This is a genomic window from Puniceicoccus vermicola (genome assembly GCF_014230055.1).
GTDB lineage: Bacteria > Verrucomicrobiota > Verrucomicrobiia > Opitutales > Puniceicoccaceae > Puniceicoccus > Puniceicoccus vermicola.
This window is the reverse complement of the sequence record NZ_JACHVA010000127.1, coordinates 33,738-49,958: the sequence shown is the minus strand read 5'-3', so window position 1 is coordinate 49,958 and position 16,221 is coordinate 33,738. Positions and strand designations below refer to the sequence as shown.

The 16,221-nt window shown below is 56.0% G+C and carries 16 protein-coding genes; 2 read left to right on the top strand and 14 right to left on the bottom strand.

What is annotated here, in order from left to right; translation table 11 throughout:
- Positions 1-25: 25 nt before the first annotated feature.
- From H5P30_RS17055 to argA, 8 genes are all read right to left on the bottom strand, one after another.
- Positions 26-547, bottom strand: a complete 522-nt coding sequence (locus tag H5P30_RS17055) for a hypothetical protein (protein WP_185694122.1) — start codon at positions 545-547, stop codon at positions 26-28.
- 425 nt (positions 548-972) lie between these two features.
- A complete protein-coding gene (locus tag H5P30_RS17050; RefSeq protein WP_185694121.1) occupies positions 973-2,013 on the bottom strand; it encodes a LacI family DNA-binding transcriptional regulator in 1,041 nt (346 codons plus the stop codon).
- Positions 2,014-2,123: 110 nt separating this feature from the next.
- Positions 2,124-3,128, bottom strand: coding sequence for a glycoside hydrolase family 130 protein (locus H5P30_RS17045; RefSeq protein ID WP_185694120.1), 1,005 nt, complete (start codon positions 3,126-3,128; stop codon positions 2,124-2,126).
- A 212-nt stretch (positions 3,129-3,340) separates the two neighbouring features.
- Entirely contained in the window at positions 3,341-3,559 is a 219-nt protein-coding gene (locus tag H5P30_RS17040; protein WP_185694119.1) for a hypothetical protein, read from the bottom strand.
- 134 nt (positions 3,560-3,693) lie between these two features.
- Positions 3,694-4,302 carry a YqgE/AlgH family protein gene (locus H5P30_RS17035; protein WP_185694118.1) on the bottom strand — a complete coding sequence of 203 codons (609 nt, stop codon included), beginning with the start codon at positions 4,300-4,302 and terminating at the stop codon, positions 3,694-3,696.
- Positions 4,286-4,804 carry a deoxycytidylate deaminase gene (locus H5P30_RS17030; protein ID WP_185694117.1) on the bottom strand — a complete coding sequence of 173 codons (519 nt, stop codon included), beginning with the start codon at positions 4,802-4,804 and terminating at the stop codon, positions 4,286-4,288. The genes H5P30_RS17035 and H5P30_RS17030 overlap by 17 nt, the downstream gene beginning before the upstream one ends.
- Before the next feature lie 6 nt (positions 4,805-4,810).
- On the bottom strand, positions 4,811-6,172 hold the full coding sequence (locus tag H5P30_RS17025) for an MBL fold metallo-hydrolase (RefSeq protein ID WP_185694116.1): 1,362 nt from the start codon (positions 6,170-6,172) through the stop codon (positions 4,811-4,813).
- A 17-nt stretch (positions 6,173-6,189) separates the two neighbouring features.
- Positions 6,190-7,536, bottom strand: coding sequence for an amino-acid N-acetyltransferase (gene argA, locus H5P30_RS17020; protein WP_185694115.1), 1,347 nt, complete (start codon positions 7,534-7,536; stop codon positions 6,190-6,192).
- A gap of 607 nt (positions 7,537-8,143) precedes the next feature.
- Here argA and H5P30_RS17015 point away from each other — a divergent pair.
- Positions 8,144-8,641 (top strand): transposase, encoded by a 498-nt coding sequence (locus tag H5P30_RS17015; protein ID WP_185694114.1) that lies wholly within the window; start codon positions 8,144-8,146, stop codon positions 8,639-8,641.
- Between the two features lie 336 nt (positions 8,642-8,977).
- Here H5P30_RS17015 and H5P30_RS17010 read toward each other — a convergent pair whose 3' ends face one another.
- The 6 genes from H5P30_RS17010 to H5P30_RS16985 form a co-directional block, all read right to left on the bottom strand.
- Entirely contained in the window at positions 8,978-9,406 is a 429-nt protein-coding gene (locus tag H5P30_RS17010) for a Fur family transcriptional regulator (RefSeq protein WP_185694113.1), read from the bottom strand.
- 73 nt (positions 9,407-9,479) lie between these two features.
- Positions 9,480-10,199 (bottom strand): type II secretion system protein, encoded by a 720-nt coding sequence (locus H5P30_RS17005; protein WP_281388092.1) that lies wholly within the window; start codon positions 10,197-10,199, stop codon positions 9,480-9,482.
- A 5-nt stretch (positions 10,200-10,204) separates the two neighbouring features.
- Positions 10,205-10,960 carry a choice-of-anchor M domain-containing protein gene (locus tag H5P30_RS17000; RefSeq protein WP_185694111.1) on the bottom strand — a complete coding sequence of 252 codons (756 nt, stop codon included), beginning with the start codon at positions 10,958-10,960 and terminating at the stop codon, positions 10,205-10,207.
- A gap of 384 nt (positions 10,961-11,344) precedes the next feature.
- Complete coding sequence (locus H5P30_RS16995; RefSeq protein ID WP_185694110.1) at positions 11,345-12,244, bottom strand: sugar phosphate isomerase/epimerase family protein; 900 nt, start codon at positions 12,242-12,244, stop codon at positions 11,345-11,347.
- Positions 12,245-12,246: 2 nt separating this feature from the next.
- Positions 12,247-13,296 (bottom strand): Gfo/Idh/MocA family protein, encoded by a 1,050-nt coding sequence (locus H5P30_RS16990; RefSeq protein ID WP_185694109.1) that lies wholly within the window; start codon positions 13,294-13,296, stop codon positions 12,247-12,249.
- Positions 13,297-13,426: 130 nt separating this feature from the next.
- Entirely contained in the window at positions 13,427-14,512 is a 1,086-nt protein-coding gene (locus H5P30_RS16985) for a GntR family transcriptional regulator (RefSeq protein ID WP_185694108.1), read from the bottom strand.
- A 304-nt stretch (positions 14,513-14,816) separates the two neighbouring features.
- Between H5P30_RS16985 and tilS the strand changes: the two genes are divergently transcribed.
- Entirely contained in the window at positions 14,817-16,211 is a 1,395-nt protein-coding gene (tilS, locus tag H5P30_RS16980) for a tRNA lysidine(34) synthetase TilS (protein WP_343075452.1), read from the top strand.
- The last annotated feature ends 10 nt before the right edge of the window (positions 16,212-16,221 follow it).

Sequence of the window (16,221 nt, the reverse complement as noted above, 5' to 3'; positions counted from 1 at the left end):
GGGGAGTCCTCCCCGCTAGGCGATGCTACTGTGCAGGTGCCGGAACGGGCTTGGCAATCTCCGCGACGGCCGACTCGGCAAAGGTTTCCTCGATGTAGTTGATCGTGCGGAGGCCTTCCGAAGTCTCCACGGAAGCAAAGGAGAAGATAGCCTCTTTCTCTGCGTTGAGGATATTGACGATCGCGTACACGGCGCGCTCGTTAACGTCCTGCTTCATGTTGCGGACGGTGACCGTGAGGGTGAAGGCCTCCTCATTTTTCGGCTGGTAGAGGCTCTTCTTTTCGAGGTTGCTGATGAGGAGAGAGGTGACTCGGTCCGCGATATCTTTCTGTTTCTCTGCGTCGTCCTTATTCAGACCGGAGGTGTCGACCGTGACCTCGCGAATTGCGGTGATCGGTTCGGTCTTTTCGACGATGATGACGTTGTTGCTTTCGGAGCCTTTGACCGTCTTGGCGCTGGTCATTACCGCAGCGGCACAGCCGGAGAGCATGATGAAGGCGAGAGAGAGGAGGCTGAGCGAGAGAGTGCGGGAAGGGATATTATTCATAAGAGAAGTGGCTTGTTAAAAATGAGTTTAATCTTGAGGTTGGGGCTTTGGCGATCCCAATTCGTGTCTTACTTCCATGGGGCGGATGGGGGAGTATGCGTGGGGATTGGACTGATTTTAGAGGGCCGGTAGGATGGATGAAACCTACCCACCAGCTCCTACTCGTAGGAGGGGAGTCAGAAAATTGCAGAAAGACTCCTCCCCTGCTACAGGGCATATCCTTACACACAAATTCCTAGGCTAACGTTTTCCTGTAAAATCTTCGAATTGTCCTGTCGGAGTATGCCTAAAATGAATTACGCGCTCCCATGTTCTTGCGTTTTCGAGACCGTCCAGAGCCATAGGCTTGTGTGTAAGGCTATGTCTCATCGCAGGAGGGGAGTTTTGTTTTGAGCGGGGATTTAACCTCATTGGCGCCAAAGTATTCACGGATCGACTACTCGTGGTCGCAGCGTTTTTCCTTCTTCCCATTGTCCCGGGGTGAATACGGTTTGGGGAGAGTCGGGGACCCCGAAGACTCCGTTGTTGATGAGCTGCACCAGAAGCTCGACCGAGCGGAATCCGGCCATCTGGTTGTTCTGGCGAATCCCGCCGATGGTCGTTTTGTCCGGATGGATGGCTAAGCAGCCGAATCCAAAAAGGTCGGGTCTTTGAAGCAAATTTTCCGGGAGCTCTTCGTAATAGTTGTCCTGATCGGTGATGATGGCATCGAGACGGTTCTTCTTCAGGTAGGATCGAAAATCTTCTGAAGAGCAGTCGGGCGGTCGGAGGTTGATCGGGATCTGATCCGTTCGGGGCAATTTTGACTGATATTGAAAGTATTGGGCGGACCAGGCTTCCTCGATGCGTTGATTGATTCCCGAATCGATGGAGCAGCCGATTTTTTGATAGCCCCGTGCCTCCAGCTCCTCGATCAAAGTTCTCATTGAATGGCCATGATAGTGGGAGACCATGGAGATCTCTCGATTGAGGAGACTCTGACCCATACTTACGACGGCGAATGGGTCGATATTCATGGAGAGGTCCAGGCGGTCCTCTGGAGTTGGGGCGATGAGGACTCCGCGAATTCCCCGGGCGAGAAGGATTCGTCGCAGTCGGTCAAAGTTCATGCCCTCGGAGCGTAGGGAAAATTCCTCGAGGCTGTATCCTAATTCAGCGGCCCGTTGAAAGGCGCCGAGGACGGCAAGTCGGTTGTTGGGCATCTGACGCCATTGCTCGGGTTTCTCGTAATTGGAGACCAGAGCGAGGCCCGCTTGCTGAGGACGTACCTTCCCGCGCCGTACCTGACTGAGGAGAGACTGGACATAAGGGTTGGTGGTGTACCCCATCTTCGCCGCCAAAGACTGGATCGCGAGGCGGGTCTTTTCGGGAATCCGTGGGTGGTTGCGCAGAGCGAGGGAGACTGTGCTGTGAGAGCATCCCGCTTCACGAGCGATGTCCCGCAGAGTGACTGGTTTGCTTTCCACGTTGCGCAGAATGGGGAATTATTTTCCTGAGGACAAGGCAGGAAAAGGCCCCGAGCGATTGCCCGGGGCCTGGATCGTTGGGAAATGCTGTGGGGGCGGGCTTCTCCGCCTCAGGCTGGGAACGGTTTGCAGAGGGCAACGAGCTCTTCAACGGGGGCGGTGGCGAGGGCGACGAAGGTGTCCGAGGCTCCGTAGTAGATTTTCACTTCTCCATTATCCTCGAGGATCATTCCACCAGGGAAGATTACGCTCCCGCGGAATCCATCAATTTCGTAGGAAGTATCGGGGACCAGGAGAGGTTCGGAAGCGAGCCCGATCACCTTTTGCGGAATCTCCAAGTCGAGGAGCATCAAGCCCCCGTAGTAAGTCTTCGTCCAATTCTGTCCTCCCCAAGCCTTGAGTGGGTTGTCGGTGTCCTTCTTGACGGCATGAATGGTCGTCAGCCAGCCCGCATCAGTACGAATGGGAGGAGCGGCCGGTCCGATCTTGCAGTTGCTGAAAGGAACTTCTTCGCTGCCGAGAACGAGGCGGGTGTCCCCCCAGTAGCGGAGGTCAGGCGAGGCAGAGGACCAGATTTCAAAGGCTTCGGGCTGGCCCCGACCGTAGATGGGGAAAGGACGTTCGAGTCGGTAGTAGAGCCCATTGATCTTCTCTGGAAAGAGGACCATGTTGCGGTTGTCGGGAGTCGTCAGACTGAGAAGCTCGAATGAGCGGAAGTCCGGAGTTTTCAGGACTGCTCCGAGAACACCGTGGGGGGTATCCATTGCCGTGCACAGATAAATCTCGCCGTCAATGACGGTGATGCGGGGGTCATAGACTCGGCGGACCTCTTCAAGGCCGAAGCGGGCTTCATGGGAATCCTTGAAATATTCGCGCGCCTGTTCGTTGGTAAGGATCGGCTCGGGCTCGACCTTCCAGTCGATTCCATCGGCGCTGCGAGCCAGGCCGAGAGATGTTCCCGCGAAGGCTGCCTTGCCAAGGTAATCGAAGTCATTTCGGAAAATCATGATGTACTCGTCGCCAATCTTGGCGACTCCGGCGTTGAAAACGCAGCTGGCTTCGTAGGGGACTTGATCGGCAGTGAGAACTGGATTGGAGGGGTGTTTTTGAATCATGGGTAGAAAATCGTCGAAATTCGGGGTGGGGGCAAATTCTTGTGCAGTTTCCACGTTGACTAGGAAGCTGGGGCGAGGGTCTTGGATTGGGGGGCGTGTGATCCGATCTACTCGGTTCAGTTGCCGGAAGATCTGAAAATGCGCGATTCGTTCGGAACCGCTCCATCGGGGCAGAATGTATTCGGCGCTCCGGCAGATGCCTTATACTGAATTTAGTAAGTTTTGACGGTTATGGTGCAGCGCAGAATCGAAGCAGCGCAAGGCGCAGGGATCGGATTCGTATCGAGATACGCTTCGATTCCTGCAACGCCGCGACCTTCGATTCTGGGCGCATCCCCCTGGGACGGGCGGGCAATGCGCCTGAGCAGCGTTAGCCCAAATGGCACGGGTCGGAGACCCGCCTCCAATTGGGCCGCCTCGCTCAGGCTCATTTCTCATCCCGTCATAACTATCAAAACTTCCTAAATTCGGTATTACTTGCGCGACTTTATTAGAAGGAGATGTGGACGGAGAGCCTTTCCGCACCCTTCTGGCGAATGTGGCCAGAGAATCCCGCGACTGATCGTCAGTTGAAGTCCAGATCCTCCGGAGGCGGAGGGAGTGAGCCTTCAGGATCGATGGAATCGACTGGATTGGGGGTAGGCGGTGGAGCGGCCTCTGCGTCTTCGGCGAGCTGGTCCCAGAGTTCTGTGCCTTCTTCCTGGTCGAGGACCTCGGTGACGATGGGCTTGGTGATCCAGGCGTGAGCTTCGAGCTCTGCCTCGAGTTGCCCGGCGCTCCAACCCGCGTAGCCGAGGTAGGCGCGCACGGTCACGTCTTCACCACTTTCGATGAGGTTCAGTGCGTGCTCGCTGGAGATCCCGAAAAACATCTTGTGGGAATTCTCGTTCGCATCCCATTTCCAAGCCGTAAGAATGAGTTGGCTGTGATCGACGGGGCCGCCTTCAAAAATGCGGATGTTGGCGAGTTTGTCGAAGGCCTGATCGGGATACTTTTCCCCCAAGGTTTGGCCGGTGGGGCGATTCAGAATCACGCCGAGGGCACCGCCTTCGTCAGAGTGCATAGGCAGGAGAATGACCGTTTTCTCGAAGTTCGGATCCTGCAACGTTGGGTGGGCGACGAGGAGCGAACCGGAGAGACCGGACAGAGCCTGGAATCTAGGTGAGCTTTCCATCAGTGAGTAGACTTTCAAGTACGATACCGGACTCTTCAAGAATTTCCACCACCATCGGATCATTCCGGTAATTATGGTAATATTTGATCATCCGGATGCCGGCGGCGGCGAGGATCTTTGCGCACTGGATGCAGGGGAAGTGGGTTATGTAGGCGGTAGCTCCTTCGACGGAGATCCCGCGGCGGGCGGCATCGGCGATGGCATTTTGCTCAGCGTGGACGGTGCCCTGCTCGTGTCCTTCACGGACGCGGGAGAGGTGCGGAGAGCCGGGGAGGAATCCGTTGTAGCCGGCGGCAATGATCCGGTTGGGATGTTCTCCGGCGGAGACGAGGACGGAGCCGACATGGAGGCGTCCGCAGGCGGACCGGCTGGCGATGAGAAAGGCGGTCGCCATGAAATACTCGTCCCAGGAGGGGCGTTCACCGTGGTTCTCGACAACCCCGGCGACGCCGGAGAGGAAGTCGGAGGATAAGGAAGGGGAAGAGCTGGGTTCCTGGGTCATGAAATTCTAGCAATGAACCCGCTTCAGGGGTTCGGGATCGATGATGCGGCTGTCGAGGACACTGGCGTACAATTCCTCCTCAAACCATCCGCGGGCGTCGGGGTCGCCGTGGCTGAGAATGACGGTGCCCGGGTTCATGGCGATGGCGTAGTCGAGGAGCTCCTCGCGGTCGGCATGGCTGCTCAGGTCAAAGCGCTCAATGTTGGCGCGGGAGGTGGCTCGGTAATCGAGTGTCTCGAAGAGGATGGAGTCGCCGGGCTTGGAGCTCAGGACCTTGTAGCCGTGGGCGTCCGGATCGCAATAGCCCACGAAACAAATGGCATTGGAAGGCTCGCCGATCATGGCAGCCGCGAGTCGATAGGAGGGAGTGTTGGCGACCATCATTCCGCTACTGGCGACATAGATGGCCGGGCCAGGAGGATTCTTTCCCGGGAAAATGTCACGGGGCATCCTGCGGACATTGAGGTCTTTGAGGATCCGTTTGCGGAAGCGAAGAGGACTATTCTTTTTCGAGAGATAGTCGAAATAATTGGCCAGATCCATCCCGAGGCCGGAGGTGTAGACGGGGCACTCGGGGATGAGCTTTTCCTGAAATCCTTCGTGGAGGATGCTGAGAATCTCCTGCATGCGGCCGAGAGCGAACACCGGGAGTAGAACCGAACCGCCTTGGGAGATGGTATCGGCAATGGTATCGACCAGGCGCTCAATCTCCTCGTCGCGGCTTTGCCCCGGTTCGCGGCTGGTTCCGCCGCGGGTGGTTTCGAGAACCAGAGCGTTGACGTTTTTCGGAATGTCTCGCGAGGCGCCCGGCAGAATGTGTTGGTCGGTGAACAGCACGTCCCCCGAAAGCATGATCGACTCCTTCCCGTGGCGGAGGAGGACACTGACCGCGCCAGGCACGTGGCCCGCGTGATAGAATTCGACCTCGAGCACCTGGCCATTGACATGGAGTTGACTGGTGTGCCCGATCGGAATCGGTGTGAACCGCTCCTCCAGCGCCTTGACCTCTCCGTCGGTAAAAAGAGGGTATTCCGGGATGTCCGCTTCTTCGCGTTGGCGGCTCATGACCCGCACGGAATTCCGCATCATGCGGGGAGCGAGTACGGCGGATTCACGGGACATCCAAATCTCCGCGCCCGGATGTTCACGGGCTACCACCGGAAGGCTTCCGAGGTGATCCAGGTGACAGTGGGTGAGGATGATCAGATCGAGGGCGACATCGTCGAGCAGCTCGAAGCGGGGCATGGCCTCCCGGCCGACCGCTTTGGGATGCATGCCAGCGTCGACGAGAACCCGGAAGGGCCCGATTTCAACGAAAAGGCTATTGGCGCCGATACCACCGGCGCGGTTGAGGTCCGTTATGTACATGGATGAAGTGGGGGAGCTCAAGACGGTGTCCCCGAAGATTTTAGGTCTTTCATGAGGATCTTTGATCGTCGTCCAGAGTGTAAAAGGATTTCTTGGCGGGCCTGTGGCAGATCTTCCAGCGTTGCTTCACTGAAGTGGCAGACCTCCCGAAAAAAAGAAAAGGTTTGGGTGCTCAAGGCAAAGAGCTTGTCGAATCCTTTGGCGAAGGCTTCCCGTTCGGCGTAGTGGATCATCTTCAACCCGACGCCCCGACCCTGATAGAAGGGTTGGACGAAAACACTACCGACCTCAGCCACGTTTTCTTTCGGATAGGGGATGAGCGCGGCGCAGGCCACGAGACTACCATCAATTTCGTAGAGGAAGAAATCGCTCAAACTCTCCTGAATGGATTCGAAGGAGCGCTCGCGGACAGCATCACTGGAGGCCGCATTGCGAATAAGGTTGTAGAGGGAATGAAGGTCCGAAGGACGCGCCGGACGAATCTGATCATACTCGTTGCTGTGAATCATCGTCCCCAATCCCACCTTATCGAAAACCTCGGTGAGAAGGGCTCCGAAGATGCGTCCGTCGAGGATGTGGGCTCGCGGAGTTCCCTTAGCGAGAGCGCTGAGCGATGATTCCACTTTCGAGAGAAGCTCGGCCGGGATCGCCGAAGGATTGTCCGCCATCGTTCTCCGGAGATCTTCCGCAGGAACGTTGAGCAGAGATTGCCCATTGACTGGAAGCCCCGGATGAGAGGTGAGGAAAATCAACTTCGAGGCTTTGAGTTCGGCAGCGATCTCGGCAGCGATCGCGTCTGAATTGACCCGCAGGATCTGTCCACTCCGGTTCGCCGCGACAGGGCTGACCAGCGGAGTGATGCCCGCCGAAAGCAAATCCTCAAGGACCGGGGCGTCGACTTTCTCGACCTTACCGGTGAAAAGAAAATCTTCTCCGCGGATGATGCCCCGCTCGGTGGCCCGGATGGCATTCGGGATCGCGCAGCTGACGCCCAACTCGGTGAACTGGGAGAGAATCCGGGTGCTGACGTCACCGGATGATTCGATCGCCAGCTGAAGCACCTCCTCGTTTGTGGGGCCGGAGCCGTAGGCGTCGAGAATCGGGACGCCCCGTTTTTCGCCAAGGGAACGGATCTGTTGACCGACGCCGTGAACCAAGACCACCCGAATATTCAGGCTCCGGAAAACCGCCAAGTCCATGAGGAGATTGCGGAAACCCTCGTGGGCGACGACGCTGCCATCGACGGAGATGATAAAGGTCTGACCGCGGAACATGGGCACATACTTTAGGATCCCCCGCAAGTCCGTGGGCTTGATGGGAGATTCGCCGTCTGTTGAAGAGGATGTCCGTGTTTCCGTGCTCATTCTCGGTCTTAAATCCTTCACTCTACGCGAAATGCGGATGGGGAATCGAATCAATTTTTTCGGGGAATCGTTTTTCAAAGAGCGATTCCTCTCCCGTCCTCATATCACTCGAGTTGAGAGATCCCTGCGAACGAAACCTCGCGAGAAGTTCGGGAGGCTTATGTGGCGCGGAGATACTTCCGATGGGCGCGAGGCTGTGGGCGTGTCGACCGAATGACTGAAGTCAATCGGGAACGAAGAGTTGTGTCCCGCGTTCTCGCATGACTTGAGTCGTGCGATCCCTGCGAATGAAACCTCGGGAGAAGTTCGGGAGGCTTTTGTGGCGCGGAGATGCTTCCGGTGAGTGCGAGGTTGTGGGCGTGTCGACCGAATGACTGAAGTCAATCGGGAACGAAGAGTTTTCGCTTGGGAGGCACCATTCTACTTCACCCAATTTGAATTCGACCTTTCTATGAGGAGAGTTCATTTTAGGAGCACGGTCAGTCCTTGGCATGGTTCTCTAGTCGAGATTGCTTTTCGGGGGTTGCCTCACTGGGTGGTCGATTTCGGATGCTATTCGGTCACTTTTCGGTGTGAAGGTTCTCTCCCAGAGGCGGCTTTAGGCCAAATGAACGAAATTGCTGAGACCTTGAGCGCTCTTGAACCCCAATCGGAGGCGGCGGAAGCTCAACGCCGGAAACACTTCGCGATTCTCGAATCCTATTTGGATCGTGCGGAGGGGTTTGCCCCGCTTCGGCAAGCGGAGGTGGCCGAAGAACTCCAGATCCTCCTCGAAAAGTATCAGCGAGATGGGCTCGCCTTTGCGGGATGGGTGATCATGCCCAATCATCTACATCTGCTGACGGATCCTTTTTCGTGCGCGAATGCAGATCATTTCTTCAAGAGGTGGAATCATTTTAAACAAAAGACTGCCATTGCTCTAAACCAAAAACTGACGCGGCAAGGCCGATTTTGGCAGAAGAATGGGTATGACCGTTGGATACGGGGTCCCTCCGAATACCAAAGATGGGTGGAGTATTTCCGCATGAATCCGGTGAAAGCCGGATTGGTGCCCGAGGGGAGAGAGTATCCGTTTCAACGAATTCCCAAAGAAATTCCTCAATAGCCCCTCGTTCGCGCATGATCTTTCTCGCATGACTTTAGTCGTGCGATTCCTGCGTATGGAACCTTGCGAGAAGTTCGAGAGGGTTTTCGCGGCGCGGAGATGCTTCCGTTGAGCGTGAGGCTGTGGGCGTGTCGGCCGAATGACTAAAGTCAATCGGGAACGAAGAGTTGTGCACCGGGTTCTCGCATGACTTGAGTCGTGCGATTCCTGCGTATGAAACCTTGCGAGAAGTTCGGGAGGCTTTCGCGTCGCGGAGATGCTTCCGTTGAGCGCGAGGCTGTGGGCGTGTCGGCCGAATGACTAAAGTCAATCGGGAACGAAGAGTTGTGCGGATACTTATTGGCACTTCGGGCAGAGCCCGTAAACTTCCATGACGTGAGCGACCTTGGCGAAGCCGAGCGTTTTGGCCCGTTTCTCGAGCTCAGTGAAGAGGCACATTTCGAGTCGCTCCGCCTTGTGGCATTCCCGGCAGACGAAATGGTGGTGATGGTCGCCAGGCACGATCAGCTCAAACAAGTGTCCGCCGTTTTCGAGAGGAACTTTTTGAAGGATGCCGATCGATTCGAAGGCCTCCATGGTGCGGTAAACCGTGACGAGATCGGATTCGGGAAGGCTGGCACCTTCGCGGATTTCAACCGCCGTTTCGGGGCGGTCAAAGTTCAGAAGAGCCTCAAGGATTCGCCGCCGCTTCTTGGTGATTCGTAGCGAACTTGATTGGAGGCGCTCCGTTACTGCCTTTTTGAGATTGTCCGTAGATTGACCCATATCGAGATAACAAGGGATACCATTGTCAGAATTCCATAAAATGCAAGGTCGCCCTGAGAGCATCTTCGGGGGATCAGAACGGAACTTCTGCGGGGTTCTCGCCCCGATCGAATCGGCTTTTGAAATCGGCGGCTTCGATTACTTCGACATGGCCATCCGCGAAAAGGTAGGGTGCGGAACCTTTCGTACGGTCGGCTGATCGTTTCCCACTGCGGTGCCGATCCGGTTCGATGTCGTTTAGGGCTGCATACCAGTTTGTCCATTCCCCGCCATGGATGTGATCATTGGTCAGGCTCGGTGGGCGATCTTCGCTGAGTATAAAAAGGAGGAGCGTTCTAGAGGGTTCGGGAATCCAATGTTGTACATGGTATTGAGGGTCGTCGAAGACGAGATCGTTCAGGACATAGCTGGTCGCTCCACGGTCGAGAACTTGCTTTTGTCGTTCGGGAGGGTCGACCGGACAGACGCGGATCTCATCAATTTTGTTGGTGAAATACTGATTGAGAGCAAAGATCCAGCTTCGGTCTCGGCGGAAAGGGCCAGTCGAATGGGTCGAGGGCGGATAGATGCCCTTGTTGTCATTTGCGTATAGTTTTAGCGCCAGGCCGATCTGTCTTTGATTGGACGAACATTCGGCAAGGAGAGCGTGGGAGCGAACGCTACCTACTGCGGGAATGAGGATTGCCGCGAGGGTCGCCAGCACCGCGAGAACAAGAAGCATCTCGACGAGAGTAAATCCCGCCGAGATGCACTTGAGGTCAGATACCTCCTCCGAACCTCTCGATCTAACCAAATATCTCAAACGGAGGCTTTCTGTGGAGAGCGTCGCCGACGGCAGGCAACCGCCCCGACGGCAGCTACGACCATCGCTATCGCAGTCGTCTGCGCCGGCTCGGGAACGACTTGGAGGCTGAAGGTTTGCTCAGCGGAAACAATGCCATCGGTCACATGCTCCCCTGTCCATTTGAAGGTAACGTCAAAGTTTCCGAGGTCCGTGAATCCCCAGTTGAGGTGGAAATGATCTCCGGGAAGGAAGGTTACGCTATTGTTGTCGAAGGTAGATCCGCTGTTGAAGCTCGAGAAGGCAATATCCGCCACCGAGGTGTTGGCCAGGTTCATCGTGTAGAGCGAAATGTTTTCACCGGAAGGGGTGCTCCATCCGGTCAGGGTTAGCGTGATGGACCCAATCCAATCACTGGGGCTGAGCTCTTCGGCTCCGAATCCTAGGTTGGGTTGGTAGCCCGCGGTGCCAGCCGTGTAGATTTCAGTTCCGTCGGCGACGCCAATCCCGCTGGATAGACCCGAGGGAGAGGTCCGGACAGAAGAGACCTGCGCAATCAATTCGGAGGGCGCATATTCTTCTTCGGTGGCGAGAGGTGATCCGTCCACCATTGCGCCGCTCCCGACGTGCCAGTGTGGTTCGAGTTCTCCGTCTTCGTATGCGATCCCGATGTCGGCGTGACCGGCGGTATAAACCAATTGTGCCGAGGCCGCTCCGGCCGAGATGAGGAGAATGGAGGCGCTCGTGATGAGTGTACTTGCGTGAATCTTCATGATTCACGGTTTTGACTTAATGAAAGTTTCTTGCAATATAAAAATGAAAGTAACTTTCATTAAGTGGGTTGACAACCAGAGTTGCCGCCGGGATGGAGGCATAGCTTCAAAGGCGATCACTGGATCGCGAAAGCATGCAGCCCGCGTCGTCCGAATGACTAAAGTCAATCGGGAACGATTCTCGCGTTCTCGCATGACTTCAGTCGTGCGACTGCTGCGGTAGAAATCTGGCGAAAGGTTCAGAAGCTACTCCGCGGCGAGGTAACGTCCTCGTTGGGCTCGAGTCTGTAGGCCGCGTCGTCCGAATGACTAAAGTCAGTCGGGAACGATTCTCCCCCGTTCTAGCATGACTTTAGTCGTGCGATCCCTTCAACAGTCCGCCGATCAGAATCCTTCGGGGTTCGAGACGTAGGTGCCCCGGCATTCCTTGAGGTATTGCAATGCCCGGACTTGACCGGTCATTTCCAGCTCATCCTTGTAGACGGGATCGTGCCAGCCTTCGATGTCGATGGTGCTCGTGTATCCACCGCGTCGCAACTCGCTGATAATGTCAGTCCAGTTGCTGTCGCCGAAACCGGGGTGACGGTGTTCAATAACGGGTTGAGGGCCGAAAATTCCGGTCTCGCGGAGGACGTCTCCATGGATGGTTGCGTCTTTCCCGTGGATGTGGAAGATTTTTGGAAGGTATTTTTTAAGTTGGGGTAGAGGGTCGATGAGCTGGGTCATCTGGTGGCAGGGTTCCCACTCGAGGCCGATGTTCTTTGCCTCGAGTTCGTTGAACATCATGTCCCATGCCTTGGGGTTGAAGGCGATGTTCCAATCGCCGCTTTGCCAACTGCCTCCCATCGGGCAGTTCTCAAAGGCAATCCGGACGCCCTTGTCGGCAGCGCGTTGGGCTAAGGGGCCAAAGACTTCTTTGTAGCGTGATAGAGAATCCGGAACCGGGACATCGCGGACGCGCCCGGCAAATCCGCAGACGAGGTCCGTGCCGAACTCGTAGGCATGATCAATGCAGGCTTCCCATCCCTTGCGAGTGGCTTCCGCCTCGTCGTCGCTCTCCAAAGGATTTCCAAAAATGCCGAGGGAGGAGATGATGGCATCGTGGCCGTCGAGGACTTGAGAGACTTCAGTTGATAGGCGGTGCAAATCGACGTCGCCCAGTGTTTGCCAGAAATTGATCTGGAAGGACTCGAATCCGTGAGGGAGGATTTTGGCAATATAGTCGGGAGTCTGGTTTCCCTTGCCGGCGAGGGTGCCAATGCGGATGTCGTGTGAAGAAAGCATGGTCAGGAATGGATTTGGATCGTTTTATCGTTTTCGGCAGAAAGATGGCAGGCATCGAGAACGGATTGGATCTCGGCCCCGCGGGCGAAGTCGGGTTGGTCTTGGACCCCGGTTTGGATCGATTTGATGAAGCGTTCGAAATTGGTTGGGGTTTTTCCGCAGTCCAACGTTTCCCACTCCATTGCCGTGCGTCCAAGGATGCGGTTGATTTTGAGCTCGGTGCTGGAGGCATTGAGGTCGATCTCGATCGATGCCTTGTCGCCGTAGAGGTCGAGGCGGAGCGAGTTCTTGTGAGGGTAGGCCCAGCGAGTCGTGTGAATCGTTCCAAGGGCTCCGTTGGTGAACTCAGTTGTAATGACCGCGGAGTCGTTGGCGTCGAGTTTGTATTCGCCGATCTGATTCCCCTCAGCCTTGTCGAAGCATTTGAGCCGACAATGAACGGATGCGAGCGAGCCCAGAGGCATGGAGGCAAAATCCAGGATATGAATTCCGATGTCATTGATGACCCCGGCGCTGCCATGAGATTTCGAGAGCCGCCAGAGCCACGTTGGGGAGGTCGGCCAATGGCCCCAGTAGTCATGGACCAGCCAGCTCTGATGGTAGTAGGCGTGTACGTGCCGGATCGTCCCGAGGGCGCCTTGGGCGACGAGTTCAGTGGCTTTTTGAATGGCAGAGCTGTTGCGGTAGCTGAAGTTTACCATATTGATGACTCCCGCTTTTTGGGCGGCATCGCGCATCTCCAGGGCGTCGGCATGATTGAGAGCCAGGGGCTTTTCGCAGAGGATGTGTTTGCCCGCCGCGATGACTTTGAGGGCCAAGGGATGATGAAAGGGGTCGGGAGTGACGATCGTTACGGCATCAAGGTCCGACTGCGCTAGCATCTCATCGGCATCGGTGTAGACTTCGGGAATACCATGTTTCGCAGCGAAATCGTTCACCCGCTTGGAGTCGATGTCGCAGGCCGCGACAATTTTGCAACCGTCGATGGAGTTGAAAGCGTTGGCGTGGGCGAGGGCCATGCCTCCGGTTCCGAGTATTCCGAGTTTGATCATAGTTGGAAAAAGAAATGATTTAGGTGGAGAACCGCGGGGCGTTCAATTGGTACGGTTTCAATACGGAGCGGAATCTTCGAGTCGGAGGTTTTTGCCGGGCGTTGAGAATCCGTTTGGGCGCATTTTCGATTTAGGGGGTCGCTGGTTCATGGAGAGTCGGAATAACCGTAGTGCGTTTCTTCTTCAGGGTTTTTCCGCTCATCAGGACCTCCAGCATGGCAAACATCTTGTCGACGACCTCGGCTGGATCAAACTCAACACGAATGAGGCTGTCCTGCCAATATTCGAGAGCGAGGGATCCACGGTTGGCATGGGTGGCGATCTGGAGATCTTTTCCGATCACCAGCCCGGCCTTTTTCAGCGCGAGACAGGCACCTCGGGCGAGAACGTCATCGGTGACAATTAGACCGTCTGGAAGACCTTCGTTTTCTTCCAGGAGGTGGCTCATGAGTTCGATTCCCATGTCTTCGTGTCGATCAAATGGGGGATCGTTCTCGTCGTCGGGGCAGCCGATCCACGAGTCGACCAGTTTGAGGGAATATTTGGTGGCAGCTTGACGGACAACGGGGGTATGGCTACGAAGGATTCCGAGGAGGCCGATGGTCTTGCAACCCTTCTTCGCAAGGGCCCCTGCGGCGAGGTCGATCATCGTCTTCATGTCCATAATCACCGCTGGAGAGCCTTGGAAATTGAAAAGGGCCACGGTTTGGATCTCTTGTTCCCTGATCCATTTTCGGTGGGCCGGATCTTTCAAATCGCAGAGGAGGAGTCCGTCGAGTTTACCCTGCTTGAGGGACTCGCTTAGATCCTGATTCACGATCGTCTCAGCTGAGGTTTGGTCTTCGCCGGGCTGAAGCAGGAAAAACGTGAATCGTTCGTTTTGGTCGCGGGCACGTTTTTCGCAATGCTGGAGTAGGAGGAGGCAAAAGGCGGAGCTTCCGAACTGAAATAGATTCTGACCAAAGACCAATCCCACTCGTTTCTGGTTCAAATACTGCGAAACGTAAATGCCACTGCCTTGGCGCCGGTGAATCACTCCTTGGGTCTCCAGTTTCGCCAAAGCGCGGTCAAGAGTCGTCAGGGTGATCTCGTATTTTTTAGCGAGGTCCTGGGCGGTGGGGAGTTTTGTCCCCGGACCGAGGCGATGGGCCGTGAGGGTAAGGTCGGAGATGACATGCGCCTGCTTGTTTCGCGGAGATGGGCTGGGTTGGGTCATATAAGAGTACAGCAGTTTTTTATGGGCGGACCGCAGGGCTCGCGTTGAGGATCAGTATGGTAAGGTATTTAGGAGTTACTAGGTTTTTGTCTCGGGTCCATCCAGAAAATGTTTCCGTGAGCCGAGCTGGGGAACAGGGTGCATGGAGGCATTTTGCTGTTCCGTGGCTGAGAAACATGATGCCGTCTTTTCGATAAAAGCAATGAGTTCCCTACAGATTGCCGGTATGGAGCATTTTGATCGGGTGTTGTCGGAAGTCGATTTTTCCTCCTAGATTCACGTCTTGGAATCGACTTTGCAAAGAGTGCGCGACGAGTTTCCGGTTACTTCGTGTCCGGAAGATGTTTGTACGTTGCTTGAAAATGAGTCGGAATCGGGGCGAGTAGCGTTCGCTTTTTCCGGAGGGCCGGATTCCCTCTTTCTCCTGATCTGGCTCAGAGCACACTTTCCAAATCTGGCGAGCCGCTCATTGGCTTTGCATTTCAACCACCAGACACGGCCCGAAGAGAATGCGCGGGAAGCGGAAATCGCCCGGGAGTTTGCGGGAAGGTTGGGCTATCGTTTTTGCCTCGGGCATAGGGATGATAGGCTCGGGTCGTCGGAGGAGAGTCTTCGGCGAGCACGTTTTCTCTTTTTTCAACGGGAGATGAAGACTGCGGAAATCTCGGCTCTCCTTCTGGGTCATCAGGCGGACGATGTGGCCGAGACGATGCTGGCCCGACTTGCGAGGGGCTCGGGACCGGAGGGATTGGCGGCGCCACGGCCCATCAGTCTCCACGGTGGCGACTGGAAACATTCTCGGGTCCGTCCGCTGCTCCATTTTTCTGGCGATGCCATCCGATCTTTTCTACAGGAGGAGGGATTGGCCGCTGCTGAGGATCCTTCCAATCGATCGGATGCCTACCTGCGCAACCGGATTCGCTCCCAGGTAATACCGGCTTGGAAGGAAGCATCTGATCGGGATCTGCTGGGAGGGATCGAGCGGTCGCGGCGGCAATTTGCCGAGGTGGCCCAGTTTCTTGAGGAATCCGCTCGTCAGTTGGTTCCAGATGGCTGGGGATCGGATCGTATCGAGGCGAAGGCCTTGAAAGGACAATGTGCGGCCCCGGTTCGCTTTGCCATTCAACGCTGGCTCTACGCGCATGGAGGAGAGTTGGTCCCAGAGGCGGTCGATGCCGTCGTGCGAGCCTGTTTACACGGGGAGAATGGGCGCTGGAGCGTCGGAGTAGGGAAGTGGATTACCCTCGATTCAGAGGGCCTTCTTTGGGAGTCGGAATCGGAGCTCGTTGAATGGGATCCGTTGGAATGGTTGGCGGGGAAGACTCTATGTCTGCCGGATGGGAGTCGGTTGCAGCGGAAAACATTGGCCTCTGACCGGAAGCTTTATGAGCGCATCCGCAGCGGGGCGGTAGATCCCTGCCGGCACGTTTATCTTCAAGGTCCGATGGATCCTGACGCTCCGTTGATAGTGCGGCTGTGGCGGGCGGGTGATCGTTTTCGTCCCTTGGGATCTCCGGGAAGTCGTAAGTTGCAGGACTGGTTCACCGACCGAAAAATCTCCTCCGAACGGAGGAGGCAATTGCCGGTAATTGCGCACCAAGACCAGATTCTATGGGTTCCAGGCTTGCCACCGGCGCATAACTATCGGCTGACTTCTCCAGAAGAGAACCTTCTGAGTTTGACTTACGAACCGAGCTAACGAAATTTAC